Raw genomic sequence first — 15,511 nt, forward strand, 5'->3', positions numbered from 1 at the left:
GGCCAAAAGCACGCCGGGATGACGGGTGCTGTGCGATGCGACGAGTGCTGTTCCATGCGGCGGGTGGTGTGCGGCGTGACTGGTGCTGTGCCGCACGGGCGTTGTGTCGTGCGGCGGGTGCTGTGCCACGTGACGGGATGACCGTGCCACCCGACGGCTTGTCTGTGCGATCGAATGTCCGGTAGTGCGCCGCTCTTCAGGATGGTGAGGAAGGCGCACGCGGGAGGGTCGCCGAAGCCGAGCGTGCCCTAGACCGGACGTTCCTGCTGCTCGATGTACTGTCGCAGCACCGAAATCAGCGCCACCTAGGCAGGTCCCCGTGAAACGGGAACCCACCGAGAGTGCCCGCGAGGGCGCTGGCAGGAATCTCCGGCCCTCAGACCGGAGCGGGCGTCAAGGTTTGTCCGTGCGGCTACTTCGGCGGATTGACCACCGCATGCGCGGCGGCGCGGAAGGCGGCCAGGACCGTGGCGACGGCGGGGCGCTGCTCCGCGTGTGGGCGGGTGGCGAGATCGTAGAGGCGGGCGGCGCGTACACCGGACAGGCGCAGCATGACGAGATCCGGGTGGCGGACGGCGAAGCGGGGCATGACGGCGACGCCGTAGCCCGTGGCGACCAGAGCTTCGATCACCGCGAAGTCCAAGAGGCGCTGGCCGATTCGCGGCTGCACCCCGGTGACGGTGGCGATGGAGCGCAATACGTCGTCCACGGGAAAGCCGCCGCGCACGCTCAGCCAGGTCTCGTCCGCCAGTTCCGCCGGGGCCACGGTGCCCTGACGCGCCAGTCGATGACCGGGCGCGACCGCCACATCGATCGGCTCCCGCATGAGCACCCGTGACGCCACCCGCGGTCCATCGATGGAGGCCGCGCGTTCATCGCGATGGGTGAGCACCACGTCGTAATCGGCAAGCAGCCGAGGCACTTCCGAGGGCGGCACATCCTCGTCCCGCGCCACCACCTCCACGCCGGTGCCCGCCAATTCGGCCAGCACTCCCGGCAGCAGTAGCGCCGCCCCGGACGGGAACAGGGCCACCCGCACCAGTCCACGCGGCGACCCCCGATACGACGCCATCTCCGCCACGGCCCGATCCATGGCCGCCAACACCTCATCGGCGCGCACCACCAGGGCCCGCCCGGCATCGGTGAGCCGCACCCGCCGCCCATCCGGCTCCAACAGCGTCACCCCGGCCTCCCGCGCCAGCACCTTCAACTGCTGCGATACCGCCGACGGCGTCATGGACAGGGCCTCCGCCACCGCCGCCACCGTCCCCCGATCAGCCAGCTCCCGCAGCACCCGCAGCCGTTCGATAGCCATCGACGTCGCACCACCCCGCTCCCCACGCACGGCACCCAGATTCGAGCCGCTGCCCGAATCCGGCTGCCCTGCAATGAAATCGGCGGTGTCATCGTGCCGACCGGCGTTGGCGTTGTCGAACAGTCCACGGCGTCCACCGTCGGAGCTTCCGGCCGCACCCTCCTGATGCGCAGGGCGGTCCGGTGTGTCCGTCCGCCGGTCAGTGGCGGCGTTGCCGGGTCGGCCGCCGCGTCGCCCGGCCTGCTCCGCCCGGAGTTCCCCAGCCGCGACTCGTTGCCCGCTCGTAGCAGGTCGGCCGCGTGCACTGTCCGCCGCTGGAATGCCCTGCGTCGCAGGTATTCGCCGCGCCTGCGGCACTCGCTCCGGCATGCCGGGCACGACACCCTTCGCCCGGATGGCCTCGCTCTGGGCTGCGAGGTCATTGCGCCCGGTGGTGGTTCCGGTGCGCGGGGCGTTGTGTTCGGCTGTGGCGCTGGCGGGGGTCGTGGCCGCCTTGGGGCTCGCCGAACCCAGGCCGGTGCGCGGAGCGTCCGCGGTCATATCGCTGCCGCTATTCGTCGCCCCCATTTCGGCCGATGGGGCCGTGGCGCCGGCGGTGCTCGAGGTGCTCGAGGTGCGGTGGGCGGGAGATGGCGATACCCGGCGAGCTGGTCGCGCGCGTTCCGGCAGGCCGCGTAGTGCGGCAGTGCGGGTGTGCGGTTTCTCTCCTGGGACGGCCTGGCTGTCGCTGCTGGTCGTGTCGGGCGCGGAGGTCGGGCCGGAGCGCGTCGCGTTGTCCTGGGCAGCGCCGCCGCTGGTTTCGGGTGTAGCCGCCGCGGTGGCATCTCCGGGGTTCGCGCTGGTGGTGCCCGGGTCCATGGTGTGCGCGCGGCTCGGTGCGGGATCCGCTGCCGTGGAAGAGGCGATGCGGCGGGGCGGGCGGGGCCGGGGGGTGTCGCCGATGCTGGGTGGGTCTTGCTGCGGCATAGGTAAGTTCTACTACAGTATTCGTACAAAATTATTCGATTGTCCTTACCTATTGATGTCGCCATCATTCGGTGCATGACCTATCGTGACCGTTTGATCGGCCTCACCGTGGTGTTGCTGTGGGGATTGAACTTCCTCGCCATCCGCGTGGGCCTGGATCACTTTCCGCCGTTCTTCTTCGCGGCGCTGCGGTTCGCGGTGATCGCGGTGCCGGTCCTGCTATTGGTGCCGCGGCCGAAGGTGCCGTGGCGGTGGCTGGTCCTGTACGGCGCCGGGTTCGGCGTCTTGCAGTTCGCCTTCCTGTTCAGTGCGATGCGGGCGGGGATGCCGACCGGGCTGGCCTCGCTGGTGTTGCAGTCGTCGGCGCCCTTCACGGTGTTGTTGGGGGCGGTATTCCTGCGGGAGCGATTGCGGCCGGTGCAGCTGCTCGGCATTGCCGTCGCCATGGGCGGAATGGCGGTGATCGGTTGGGATCGGGCCCAGCACGCGGCGCTGCTGCCGGTGCTGTTGACGCTGGCCGGAGGCCTGGGATGGGCGTTCGGCAATATCGGATCCCGGCTTGCGGTGGCCGATTCCGAAGGAGTGAATCCGCTGCACCTCACCCTGTGGATGACGGTGGTCGCGCCGCTGCCCATGTTCGCCCTGTCCGCGCTCACCGAGGGGCCGAGCACCGGATGGCGGGATCTCGCCGACTCCTTCTCCGCGACCGGCTGGCCCGCCCTCGTCGCCCTGGCCTACATCGTGCTGCTCGGCACCATTGCCGGATCGGGACTGTGGACATTGCTCATGAGCCGCTACCCGGCGAGCACCGTCGCGCCGTTGTCGCTCTTGGTGCCGGTAGTCGGTATCGCCGCCTCCTGGGCGTTCCTGCACGAGACCCCGACCGTGCTGTCGCTGGTGGGTGCGGTGGTCGTGATCGGGGGCGCGTTCACCGCCACCTCCGCCGGTTGTCGGGCGGCCACCCTGGCTGACGCCGCCGCTGCGCCGGAGGGATCGGATATGTCGGCGTCCGCACCGCCGCCGACTTCCGGTCTGCCGATCCAGCGCGAACCCGATCCCGCGCAGTCCGCGAGCGATGTGCGGCCGATCCAGCGGGCGGCGGTGACCGGGTGAACGCTGGCCTGCCGCGGAGCAATTCCGAATGGTGAACCGACGGGCGGCCGTAAATCGGCCTGTGAGCAAATAGTTTCTCGGAACTTACTGCTCTAAAATCGGTGCAATCGGACCTTTCATTCGTGAATTCGCAACTTTGCAGCATCGCGATTCGAAATCCCGCACCCCAACCGACCACAGGGCGGTATCCGCTGCCTAGGATCGGTCCGGCGTGGGAGGTAAGGGAATGGCAGGACAGCGTTTGTCCGTCTCGCGGCGGGCGGTGCTGCGTGGCACGGTCGCAGCGGGTGTGGTGACGGCCGGGGCCTGGGCGGCCGGGGTGCGATCGACTCCGGCGCACGCCGCCCCGGGACGCCGGGTGGCGGTACTGGGTGGCGGTGTCGCGGGTATGACGGCCGCGCACGAACTGGCCGAACGCGGCTTCGAGGTGACCGTTTACGAGCGGCGCGCCCTCGGCGGTAAGGCCCGCAGTATGCCGGTACCGAACAGCGGCCGTGACGGCCGCCCGGATCTGGTGGGGGAGCACGGATTTCGATTCTTCCCCGGCTTCTATCACCATATCCCCGACACCATGCGGCGAATCCCCTTCGCGGGCAATGGGAACGGTGTGTGGGATAACCTCGTTGCCACGCCGGAGGCCCGATTCTCCCGCCGTGACGGCGAGGACGTGCTGCTGCCCATGGGCCGCGCCGGTCGCGTCTGGGCCACGCCCGAGGACTTCCGGGAAACGGTCGGCTCGGCCATCTCCACCTCCGCGAAACTGCCCACTGCGGACGGCCTGCACTTCGCCAACCGCCTGCTCGTCTACAACACCAGCTGCGACGCCCGCCGCGACGGCGAGTGGGACGCGATTTCTTGGCGCGACTACGTGGGTGCGGCCCACCGCTCCAAGGAATTCCGCATGCTCATGTCGCGCACCCTCACCACTCTGCTGGTGGCGGCCAAGGACAATCTGGCCAGTACCCGCACCATCGGCAATATGGGCGAGCAGTTCCTCGGCAATCCGCTCGAGATCGGCAATGACGGTGCGCTCGACCGGGTGCTGAACGGCCCCACCAATGAGGCGTGGATCGATCCGTGGGCGGCCCGGTTGCGTGAGCTGGGTGTGCGTTTCGAGGCAGCGGAGGTGCGCGGACTCGACCTGCGGGACAAGCGGATTGCCGCCGCCCGGGTGGTCGACGGGTCCGGTACCGCCAAGACCGTCGATGCCGACCACTTCATCTGCGCCATGCCGGTGGAGGCCGCCCGGACCCTGTGGACGCCCGAAATCCTGGAACTGCGCCCGGAATTGGCGGGTATGCACCAGCTGATGGTGGATTGGATGACCGGCCTGCAGTTCTATCTGCGCCGCCGGACCGCCATCGCCCGCGGTCACGTCGCCTACGTGGATTCGCCGTGGTCGCTGACCTCCATCGCGCAGGACCAGTTCTGGCGTCGTACCCGGCTGTCCGACCACGGTGACGGTGCGGTCGTGGACTGCCTCTCGGTGGATATCTCCGACTGGCACACCCCGGGCGTCCTGTACGGCAAGAGTGCGAAGGAATGTACGCACGACGAGATCGCCCGTGAGGTGTGGGCGCAGCTCGAGGCGCACCTCAATGACAATTCCGAGTTGCTGCGCGCCGAGGACCTGCACTCCTGGTTCCTCGACCCCGGCATCTCCTGGGATGCCGCGAACCGCCGCAATGTCAATGCCGATCCGCTGCTGATCAATACCGCCGGTTCCTGGGCGCTGCGCCCGGACCCGCACGGGGCCATCGAAAACCTGTACCTGGCAGGCGATTACGTGCGCACCAATGTGGATCTGGCGACCATGGAGGGAGCTTCGGAGTCGGCGCGCAAGGCGGTGAACGCGCTGCTCGATGTCAGTGGCTCGAACGCGCCGCGCTGCCGCCTGTTCACCCTGTACCGGGCGGCGGAACTGGAGCCGTTCCGGCAGCTCGATGCCGCACGGTATGCCTCCGGGCAGGCGAACCTCTTCGACGCTCCGTTCTAGCGGGATTGTTCACAAATCCCTGGTGCCGCGTGGTGATCGCGGGGTTGAATCATGGGATGAGTGAGATCACGAGTCCGGCTGAATTGCGCGAACTCCTCGGTGCGGCAATGCCGCGAGCGATTGCCAAGGAGCGCGTTCAGTTGCACGCGCGCGACCGTGAGTGGATCGCCAACTCCCCGTTCGTCATCCTCGCGACCAGCGATGCCGAAGGTAATTGCGATGCCTCCCCGAAGGGTGATCCCGCCGGATTCGTGCGGGTGCTCGACGACAGGACCATCGCCATTCCGGAGCGACCCGGCAACCGCCGCGCCGACGGCTATCTCAATATTCTCGGCAACCCGCACGTTGGTGCGATCTTCCTGATTCCCGGCCGCGGCGAAACCCTGCGCATCAACGGCCGCGCCCGCCTGGTCCGCGACGCCCCGTACTTCGACGAGATGACGGTCAAGGGCCACCGCCCCGTCCTGGCCGTCGAGATCGATATCGAACAGATCTTCTTCCACTGTGCCAAGGCACTGATCCGCAGCAAGCTGTGGAAGCCGCAGGAATGGCCGGTCGATACCCTGCCCACCCACGCCCACCTGGTGAAAGAGGTCCAGACCAATATCGCCGAGTCGGTCGAGGAACTCGAGACCTACTACTCGTCCGAGGTCTACACCAAGAAGCTCTACGCGGATTGACCCAGCTCACTCCTACCGCGTGTGACGGGGGCGGGGCGCCCCAATACACTCGCGGCGTGGCAGACATCTCGGTGCGTGGACGGCTGGCCCTGCGGGCGGCGACGTTGGCTTCGCGGGCTTCGCAAGCGGCCGGGCGGGGTAAGGGATCGATGATCGGCGGGCTGATCGCGCTGAAGATCGACCCGACGATCATGACGCAGCTGGGGCAGGGCCGTCGCACGGTCCTGGTGACCGGTACCAATGGCAAATCCACGACTACGCGGATGACCGCGGCCGCCCTCGGCACCCTCGGGGATGTGGCCACGCAGGCCGATGGCGCGAATATGGATGCGGGCATCGTGGCGGCGCTCACCGCGAATCGCGTTGCCCCGCTGGCCGCCATCGAGGTGGACGAACTGCATTTGCCGCATGTGGCCGACGCGCTGAACCCGTCGGTGGTGGTGCTGCTGAACCTCAGCCGCGACCAGCTGGACCGGGTGGGTGAGATCAATATGATCGAGCGCCGCCTGCGCGCGGGCATGGCCGAGCATCCGCACGCGGTGCTCATCGCCAACTGCGATGACGTGCTGGTGACCTCCATTGCCTACGACCACCCGAATGTGGTGTGGGTATCGGCGGGGAGCGGCTGGTCGGTGGACGCCACCAGTTGTCCGCGCAGCGGTGAGCCGATTCTGTGGGAGGGTTCGCACTGGTACAGCACCGGCACGGATTTCAAACGCCCGCAACCGGATTGGTGGGTGGATGAGCACACCCTGTACGGACCGGACGGACTCGAACTCCCGCTGAACCTCGCACTGCCGGGTCGCGCCAATCGCGGCAATGCCGCGCAGGCGGTGGCGGCCACCGTCGCACTGGGCGCTGAGCCCGCGAAAGCCGTCGCCGCGGCGGAAACCGTGCGCGAGATCGCCGGCCGCTATCGCACCGTCGAGGTCGGCGACCATTCCGCCCGGCTGCTGCTGGCCAAGAACCCGGCCGGCTGGCAGGAGGCGCTGTCCATGATCGACCCCGCCGCAACGGGTTTGGTGATCGCGGTGAACGGTCAGGTGCCCGACGGCGAGGACCTGTCCTGGCTGTGGGATGTGCGGTTCGAACACTTCGAGGGCACCCAGGTGGTGGCGGCGGGAGAGCGCGCCACCGATCTCGCGGTGCGCCTGACCTATGCCGGGGTCGACCACACCACCGTGGCTGATCCGTTGCGCGCCATCGCCTCCTGCCCACCGGGGCAGGTCGAGGTGCTGGCCAACTACACCGCGTTCCGCGACCTGAATCGCGATCTCGAGGAGAAGAAGGCGGGGGTGCGGGCATGAGTGAATCGACCGTGCGAATCGGCCTGGTGCTGCCCGATGTCATGGGCACCTACGGCGATGGCGGCAATGCGCTGGTGCTGCGCCAGCGGCTGCGCATGCGCGGCCACGATGCCGAGGTCATCGAAATCTCGTTGAGCGACCCGGTTCCCGATTCGCTCGACATCTACACCCTCGGCGGCGCGGAGGATTCGGCCCAGCGCCTGGCTACCCGGCACCTACAGCGCTTTCCGGGCCTCCAGCAGGCCGCTGGACGCGGTGTACCGGTGTTGGCCATCTGTGCCGCCATCCAGGTGCTCGGCCACTGGTACGAGACCTCCACGGGTGAACGTGTCGACGGTGTCGGCCTCTTCGACGTCACCACCTCCCCGCGGGCCGAGCGCGCCATCGGCGAGGTGGCCACCGCCCCCATTCTCCCCGGCCTGTCGAAGCCGCTCACCGGCTTCGAAAACCATCGTGGTGGAACGAAACTCGGCGGCGGGGCCACCGGCCTGGCCCGCGTCACCCGCGGTATCGGCAATGGTGTGGGCGACGGCCTCGAGGGCGTGGTCCAGGGATCGGTCATCGGCACCTACATGCACGGCCCCGCCCTCGCCCGTAACCCGGAGCTCGCCGACTACCTGCTGGCTCGCGCGCTCGGTGTCGATTCCCTTCCGCCGCTGGACCTTCCGGAGGTCGAGCAGCTCCGCCGCGAACGCCTTCGCGCCTGAGATTCGCTGGCGGATCAATAACTTTCGCGAGCCTGCCACCATGTGGCAGGCTCGCGGTCGTATCGGGCGAGATAGCCTGCCCGATCCGTGCGCACATCCGTATCTCATGCCCGACTGCTATGACTCGATCCGTGAAATATCAAGCTACATAGCGAAACCGCATGACCGTACGCCCGATTATTTCGAACGTGTTGAGACAGGCGGCATCGGGCCGGTAATGTCGCGCGCGGCCATTACTGATGAGGGAGGTGGCCGGTTGCGCAGGCGCGCCGTATTGAAGGCTGCCGGGATAGCGGCTCTATTGGCGGGGGTCGGGACGGGTGCCTCCACCCGTGGTGCCGGTCCGGCGTCCGCGGTCCTCTGGGAGGAACTGTTCAAGGAGTGGGTGCCGGAAATATTTGCGCCCCTTCCGGATCCGCCGGAGCACACCGAGGCGATCGTTATCGGATCCGGGTTCGGGGCCGCGGTGACGGCGCTGCGACTGGCTGAGGCCGGGGTGCGCAATACGGTGCTGGAGCGCGGCTCGCGCTGGCCCAATGACCCGTGGCGGGAGATCTTCACCGGTGACGATCTGCCGGATGGGCGCGGCTTCTGGCATCGGACCAGCTTCACCGGCGTCACCAAGGTGCCCATGTCGTTCGTCGACTTCGGCGGCGTCCTGGATGTGACCGAATACTCGGGAATCGATGTGTGGCGGGCCGCGGCGGTCGGCGGCGGTTCGATCATCTTCACCGGGGCGATGATCGCGCCGGAGCGGCATCTGTTCGACGCGGTATTCCGCGGCGTGGTCGACTACGACGAGCTGGACCGCGTGTACTACCCGCGGGTCCGGCAGATGCTGCGGCTGAGCCCGATGCCGTCGGATATCTACGCCTCCGCGCCGTTCACCCATTCGCGTGTCTGGGATGAGCAGGTGCGGGCCGCGGGCTACACGCCGAAGGCCAATGACTCCAACTTCAACTGGGACATCATTCGCGGCGAGCTGGCGGGTACGACTCGGGCGTCGGCGACCGCGGGACGCAGCAATCTCGGCAATTCCAATGGCGCGAAATTCGACCTGAACCAGAACTACCTGCGCAACGCCGAGGCCACCGGCAAGTCGGGCATCTACCCCGGCCATCGCGTGGATTCCATTGCCCAGGAAGGCAATCGGTATGTGGTGACGGTGACCAAATTGGCTCCCACCGGGGAGGCGCTGCGCACCCGCACCCTCACCTGCGATCGGCTGTTCCTCGGTGCCGGCTCGGTGGGTACCTCCGAACTCCTGGTCCGCGCCCAGGCCACCGGCGCCCTGACACAGCTCAACGAGCATGTCGGCGACGGCTGGGGCACCAATGGCGATGTGGTGCTGGCCCGCGGCGCGAACGCACTGGCGGGCGTCGGCGGCGGCGTACCCAGCGCGAGTCGCATTCTCGACGAGTCGGGTATGCCGCTGACCCTCGAAAACTGGTATGTCCCGGGGATTCCGGTGGATACCGGGGCCATTGCCTCGCTCGGCATGGTCCTCGATCCCACCCGCACCCGCTTCGGTTACGACCGCGCCGCCGACAGGGTCGGCCTCACCTGGTCCACGCAGGCGCAGGATCAAGTCCTCGCCGCCTGTCGCGCCGTCGACAACCGCATTGCCGAACGCGGGCGCGCGATTGTGGATTACACGCCCATCGGTTACGACGCCCAGGCCGTCTTCACCGCCCACCCGCTCGGTGGCGCGGTGCTCGGCAAGGCCACGGACGGCTACGGCCGGGTCCACGGCCACCCCGGCCTCTACGTCATGGATGGTGCGGCCCTGCCCGGCAGCACCGCCACGGTCAATCCGTCCCTCACCATTACCGCGGTCGCCGAGCGCAATATCGAGGCCATCCTCCGCGCTGGTCGCTGACCCGAGCCCGCATACGCACCGTGGACACCACACCCTCGGTGCCCGGTCATCCTTTGCGTGCTCGTCGTCCTCGTCGTGCTTTTGGCCGGGATCCACCATCATCCGAGGTGTGGATTCCGGCCAAAAGCACGCCGGAATGACGGGTGTGAGTACCGGGTGCCAATGACAGGTGCGAGTACCAGGTGCGTCGGCGGTCGCTGGGTGAACGGTTTTATCCCCAGGCGGATTGTCGGTGTGCAGAACTCTTCCCAGCTGTGGAATTTGCGCTGTGGATAACTTGCGCGCGGACCATGTGCCCGCGCCCGTCGATCCACAGCTGTGCCGGGTTTCCGGCGCGCATACCCGGAGGGTCCCGAGAGCGGGATTTCCCAACTACTCTCGGCGGGGCCGTTTCGATGTGGAAGGGGTCCTTGTGGGCGAGCCGAGCGGGTCGGGAGAATTCCCGCGCAAACCTCCGTTGCTGTGGACGGATTTCCTCATGCTCGCGCTGGCCGTGGTGTCGGTCGTGCTGGTCGCGTGGGCGACGTTCTGGACCGTCCCGGACCAGACCTATCGCACGATCGTGGTGGTGGATACGACCATTTGCGCGATCTTCGCCATTGAGTTCGTCTGGCGGTGGCGGCGGGAGGGCTGGCCGTGGTCGTTCCCATTCCTCTACTGGTACGAGGTCCTGGGCATGATCCCGGTGACCAGTCCCTTCTTCCGCGGCTTCCGGCTGCTGCGCATCGTGGTGGTCGTGGTGCGGCTCGCGCGCATGGCCGATCGCGCGTTCGGTGATCGGATCACCGCGGCGCTGGTGAACCGTTTTATCGGCACCATTGTCGAGACCGTCAAACGTCCGGTGACCATGGCGGTCATGGAGGAGGTGGCGGGCGTGCTCCGCACCGGCCACTTCACCCGCAATATCGCGAACGCGCTGGAGGAGAACCGCGCCGAGATCGATCAGATGATTGTCGAGGTGATTCGTAAGGACCCGCAGATCGGCCGCATACGCTACGTCCCCTTCCATGAGGACATCATTCGCACCATCGCCGATGCGAGCTTCCGCGTCGTATTCCAGGTGCTCGCCGATCCCCGCACCGACGAACTTGTAGGGGATGTGTTGCGGGAGAACGTGAATCAGATGCGCGAGGCCGTCAGGGAAGGCGTGCGGGTGCCGGATTATCCCGACTACCGGGCTGATCCGGTGCGGGACCGCAGGGTTGATCCCGCACGCCTGGCCTAGAAACCGCTACGCGGTATGCCGCGCGTGCCGGATTTCGTCGCGAATTCCGGCGTGCCGCACCGTCTCCCAGCCGATCAGCGCCAGCAGCACACCGCACAGCATGCCGAGTGCCACCAGTGCGGGTACCGCCGCGGCGAGCGGAATCAGCGCCAGCAACAGCACAGCGGCCACCAGCCGCTGCACGCTGATCTGTCCGGTCGCGTACTGCTTGAATCCGACAAGTCCCACGAGATAGAGCACCACGCCGCCGTACAGCGCGAACAGCGGAATGCCGTAGAGCGCTTCGTCGAGGGTGTGCCCGTCCGCCCCGCCCACATAGTTCAGTACCTTCTTCAGGCCCAGGGAGAGCGCGATAACGCCGACGATCATCGGGAAATGCCAGTACGTGTAGGACCCGCGGGCGATCCGAATGCGCCGTTCGCCGGTGGCCTGGTGCATCGCGTGCTCCACGGTCAGCGCCGCGATATCGAAGTACGCCCACCACAGCAGCCCGGAAACCGCGAGTCCCAGCATCGATCCCAGCGCGATGGGCCAGGAGATCGGTAGTCCGGCCACCCCGATGCCGATGGAGACGATGGATTCGCCCAGCGCGACGATAATGATCAGCCCGTACCGCTCGGAGAAGTGCTTGACGGAGTTGATCCGCCAGTCGGTACCGGCCAGCAGCGTCCAGGCCATATCACCGGCAATGGCGGCGATCCAGAGCATGATCTGCAGGGAGCCGTGGGTGAAGGCGGCGAATACCAGCAGCGCGCCGCCGATGGTCAGCGAGCCGAGCCCCCAGCGCACCACCTGACCCCGCAGCTGGGCGTCATTGGCGCTGGCGATCAGGAATACGCCGATATGCACCACCCGCACCACCATGTATCCGATGGCGAAGACCAGCGGCGCGTACCAGCCGCCCGGGGTGTCATGGAAGGCCTCCGGAATGGACAGCGCCATCAGGAATATCGCGCCCATGGCCACGAATATGGCCACCCGCATGACGCCTTCGTCCGCCTTGACGACATTTCCCAACCAGGAGTAGGCGATCCACAGCCACCACAGCAGTGCGATCACGACGACGGCGCGCACCATATTGACTGCGGTGAGGTCATGCGCGGCCAGGTCGGTGACCATGGTGAACGCGAAAACCAGCACCAGGTCGAAGAAGAGTTCGAGCTGAGTGACGGAGCCCTTGTCGGACACCGCCACCACTCGTGATCGTTGCGAATCGGCCATGGGGGATATCGTGGCAGGATTCGGGCGATCCGCGCAGACCTCGGACGCGTAATTCCGCCGTGGGCTTAAGAAGTCAGGCGAGACCGGGCTCGAACGATCCGCCGTACAGCGGTCGGGAGTGTCCGGGTGCCTCGTAGGCGTTATCGGCGTAGAGCGGTGGTTCCGGCTCCGGCTCGATCCCGGCGAGATCCTCGACGTAGGCGATGAAGTTCTCCACCAGCACCTCGGCCTCGCGATTGGCGGTGCGCTTGAGCAGCATGCCCGGCACCGGAATCGGAAGGTAGGTCTCCGAGTGGTACCAGACCTCGGTGCCCTCCTCGACATCGACGACCTCGAAGAAGCCCTTACCGCGCGCGCCCGCGCTGGATTCGGTCACCTGCCAGGAAACCCGGTCCTCGGTGCACGTGTATTCGACGACCTGCCGATCGGGCTTGCCCATCAGGGTGGCGGAGACGTAAACCCGCTTGGGCCGTCCGTAATCGTCGCGAGACGCGACCCGCACGTCCTGGTGGGAGGGCGACCAGTCGGGCAACCGCTCGACTAGGAGCAGTGCCTCCATCACCTGTTCGGGATCGACATCGACAACGAATCGGTGATCAGTTTTGGTACGCATTCCAACCTCCAGCTTCAGGGGCGATTGTGACGAGCGTCGCTGCCCGCGTCAACCTGCTGGTCTGTTCCGCGATAGTGCCCCGCAGCTGTGTATTCACGAATCCCGCTGGTGGCCAAGGGGATCGGAATAGATGAGGGTCGACTCGAGAAAAGTTGAAATCCGGCCGAAAACCGGGCCCGGATCGCGCCGTCAGTCCGGGTGCTTCACCACCCAGTCCGGGCCGGGGTACACCAGGCTCTCGTGCCCGTCATCGAACCGCACCATATACGGCGGCGCTCCGTCGTCGCCGCGGACTTCGATGATCTGGCCGGTGTGGTCGCGCAATCCGACCGCGTGGCTGTGGACGACAAGTTGGTCTCCGACATTCGCTCGCATGAATCAATTATCGGACGAGAGTGATGGCCGTCACAAGGATTTGCTGCACCCGAACGCCTTGACGCCACTCCGGGTGTAGTACTACATTCCTAATCACTACAAATGAAGTACAACAGTCAGGGTGGTGTGAATATGCGAAAGCTCGTCTACTACGTCGCCGTCTCGCTCGATGGCTATATCGCGGGCCCGAACGGCGAATTCGACTTCTACCCGGCCTCCGAGGACATGGCCTGGCTCACGGAGCGGTACCCGGAGACGGTGCCGACCCACCTACGCCCGCAGGTGGGGATGCCTGTGGATGAACCCAATAGGGCGTGGGACACCGTTCTGATGGGCCGCGGCAGCTACGACCCGGCATATCTACACGGCGTCACCAGCCCGTACGCGCATATGAAGCAGTACGTCATATCCACGACGCTCGGGAAACTCGACGACCCGGCGGTGACTGTGATCGATCGCGATCCGCTCGAACTGGTGCGGCGGCTCAAGAGGGAGGAGGGGCTCGGCATCTACCTCTGCGGTGGCGGCAATCTGGCCGGACAACTCCTCGGCGAGATCGACGAACTGATTATCAAGAGCTATCCGGTAATCGCCGGCGCGGGCGTCTCGGCCTTCACGGGCAACTTCGATCCCACGCAGTTCAAGCCCACGAATCGCCGCGAATTCAGCAGCGGGGCACAGGTCACCTGGTTCAGTCGCGTCTGATCGCCGGGTGCGTCCTCTGCCACACCGCGGGGAGGTAGGGGCAAATCCGCTGGACCCCGGTCGGTAGTCTTGGGTGCTGGTAGCAGCAGTTTGTCGATCTTGGAGGATTCCACCGTGGCTCTCGTCGTTCAGAAGTACGGAGGATCCTCGCTCGAAACAGCCGAGCGCATCCGTCGCGTCGCTGAACGGATCGTCGAGACCAAGAAGGCGGGTCACGAAGTTGTGGTCGTCTGCTCGGCTATGGGCGATACGACCGACGAATTACTGGATCTGGCCCAGCAGGTGGCCCCCGCGCCACCGGCCCGCGAAATGGACATGCTCCTCACCGCGGGCGAGCGCATCTCGAATGCGCTGGTGGCCATGGCTATTCACTCACTCGGTGCGGAGGCTCGCTCCTTCACCGGTTCGCAGGCCGGTGTTGTCACCACTGGGGCGCACGGTAATGCCCGCATTATCGACGTCACCCCGAGCCGCGTCCGCGAGGCACTGGATGAGGGCACCATCGTCTTGGTTGCCGGATTCCAGGGCGTCAGCCAGGACAGCAAGGATGTGACCACACTGGGTCGCGGTGGTTCCGATACCACCGCGGTCGCCCTGGCCGCCGCGCTCGAGGCCGACGTCTGCGAGATCTACTCCGACGTGGCCGGTGTATACACCGCCGACCCGCGCGTCGTGCCGAATGCGCAGAAGCTCGAACAGGTCTCCTACGAGGAGATGCTGGAGCTGGCCGCGACCGGAGCCAAGGTGCTCATGCTGCGGTGCGTCGAATACGCGCGCCGCTACAACGTGCCAGTGCATGTGCGCTCGTCGTACAGCGACAAGGTCGGCACCTACATTTACGGATCGATGGAGGACATCCCCTTGGAGAAAGCAATCCTCACCGGCGTCGCACACGACCGCAGCGAGGCCAAGGTGACCGTCGTCGGCATTCCGGACGAGCCGGGCTACGCCGCCAAGGTGTTCCGGGCGGTCGCCGATGCCGAGATCAATATCGACATGGTGCTGCAGAACGTCTCGAAGGTGGAGACCGGCAAGACCGATATCACCTTCACGCTGCCCCGCAGCGAGGGCGCGGGCGCGGTGGAGCTGTTGACCAAGCGGCAGGGCGATATCGGCTTCTCGAAGGTGGTCTACGACGACCACATCGGCAAGGTATCGCTGGTGGGCGCGGGTATGAAGTCGCACCCGGGCGTCACCGCCACCTTCTGTGAGGCGCTCGCCGACGCCGGTATCAATATCGACCTGATCTCGACCTCCGAGATTCGAATCTCGGTGCTGGTCAAGGACACCGACCTGGATGAGGCCGTGCAGGTGCTGCACCGGGCCTTCGATCTGGGCGGCGACGAGGTGGCGGTTGTGCACGCCGGGACGGGGCGCTGACATGATCGGGTCAAGCGCGGAGGCGGCAG

The 15,511-nt window shown here is 66.6% G+C and carries 13 protein-coding genes; 9 read left to right on the forward strand and 4 right to left on the reverse strand.

Annotated elements, in window-relative coordinates:
- Positions 1-412: 412 nt before the first annotated feature.
- Positions 413-1,315: a LysR family transcriptional regulator gene (locus tag NU1_RS02695; protein ID WP_067517055.1), complete on the reverse strand. Its 903-nt coding sequence runs from the start codon at positions 1,313-1,315 to the stop codon at positions 413-415.
- A gap of 1,041 nt (positions 1,316-2,356) precedes the next feature.
- Here NU1_RS02695 and NU1_RS02700 point away from each other — a divergent pair.
- From NU1_RS02700 to NU1_RS02730, 7 genes are all read left to right on the forward strand, one after another.
- Positions 2,357-3,394, forward strand: a complete 1,038-nt coding sequence (locus tag NU1_RS02700) for an EamA family transporter (RefSeq protein WP_084520926.1) — start codon at positions 2,357-2,359, stop codon at positions 3,392-3,394.
- Positions 3,395-3,620: 226 nt separating this feature from the next.
- Positions 3,621-5,390 carry a hydroxysqualene dehydroxylase gene (locus NU1_RS02705; protein WP_067517004.1) on the forward strand — a complete coding sequence of 590 codons (1,770 nt, stop codon included), beginning with the start codon at positions 3,621-3,623 and terminating at the stop codon, positions 5,388-5,390.
- 56 nt (positions 5,391-5,446) lie between these two features.
- Positions 5,447-6,070, forward strand: coding sequence for a pyridoxamine 5'-phosphate oxidase family protein (locus NU1_RS02710; RefSeq protein WP_067517006.1), 624 nt, complete (start codon positions 5,447-5,449; stop codon positions 6,068-6,070).
- A 56-nt stretch (positions 6,071-6,126) separates the two neighbouring features.
- On the forward strand, positions 6,127-7,377 hold the full coding sequence (locus NU1_RS02715) for a Mur ligase family protein (protein ID WP_084520927.1): 1,251 nt from the start codon (positions 6,127-6,129) through the stop codon (positions 7,375-7,377).
- Positions 7,374-8,084: a type 1 glutamine amidotransferase gene (locus NU1_RS02720; RefSeq protein WP_067517008.1), complete on the forward strand. Its 711-nt coding sequence runs from the start codon at positions 7,374-7,376 to the stop codon at positions 8,082-8,084. The genes NU1_RS02715 and NU1_RS02720 overlap by 4 nt, the downstream gene beginning before the upstream one ends.
- A gap of 256 nt (positions 8,085-8,340) precedes the next feature.
- Complete coding sequence (locus NU1_RS02725) at positions 8,341-9,963, forward strand: GMC oxidoreductase (protein WP_067517059.1); 1,623 nt, start codon at positions 8,341-8,343, stop codon at positions 9,961-9,963.
- Between the two features lie 412 nt (positions 9,964-10,375).
- On the forward strand, positions 10,376-11,188 hold the full coding sequence (locus NU1_RS02730; RefSeq protein WP_245719920.1) for an ion transporter: 813 nt from the start codon (positions 10,376-10,378) through the stop codon (positions 11,186-11,188).
- A 6-nt stretch (positions 11,189-11,194) separates the two neighbouring features.
- On the opposite strand, the gene NU1_RS02735 is transcribed toward NU1_RS02730, so the two are convergent.
- The 3 genes from NU1_RS02735 to NU1_RS02745 form a co-directional block, all read right to left on the reverse strand.
- Positions 11,195-12,409, reverse strand: coding sequence for a low temperature requirement protein A (locus NU1_RS02735; RefSeq protein WP_067517012.1), 1,215 nt, complete (start codon positions 12,407-12,409; stop codon positions 11,195-11,197).
- A gap of 73 nt (positions 12,410-12,482) precedes the next feature.
- On the reverse strand, positions 12,483-13,022 hold the full coding sequence (locus NU1_RS02740; protein WP_067517015.1) for an SRPBCC family protein: 540 nt from the start codon (positions 13,020-13,022) through the stop codon (positions 12,483-12,485).
- Between the two features lie 189 nt (positions 13,023-13,211).
- On the reverse strand, positions 13,212-13,397 hold the full coding sequence (locus tag NU1_RS02745) for a DUF1918 domain-containing protein (protein WP_067517017.1): 186 nt from the start codon (positions 13,395-13,397) through the stop codon (positions 13,212-13,214).
- A 132-nt stretch (positions 13,398-13,529) separates the two neighbouring features.
- Between NU1_RS02745 and NU1_RS02750 the strand changes: the two genes are divergently transcribed.
- Together NU1_RS02750 and NU1_RS02755 are read left to right on the forward strand one after the other, a co-directional pair.
- A complete protein-coding gene (locus NU1_RS02750) occupies positions 13,530-14,102 on the forward strand; it encodes a dihydrofolate reductase family protein (RefSeq protein ID WP_067517061.1) in 573 nt (190 codons plus the stop codon).
- 114 nt (positions 14,103-14,216) lie between these two features.
- Positions 14,217-15,482, forward strand: coding sequence for an aspartate kinase (locus NU1_RS02755; RefSeq protein WP_067517064.1), 1,266 nt, complete (start codon positions 14,217-14,219; stop codon positions 15,480-15,482).
- Positions 15,483-15,511 lie beyond the last annotated feature (29 nt).

Source organism: Nocardia uniformis NBRC 13702, assembly GCF_001613345.1.
Lineage (GTDB): Bacteria > Actinomycetota > Actinomycetes > Mycobacteriales > Mycobacteriaceae > Nocardia > Nocardia uniformis.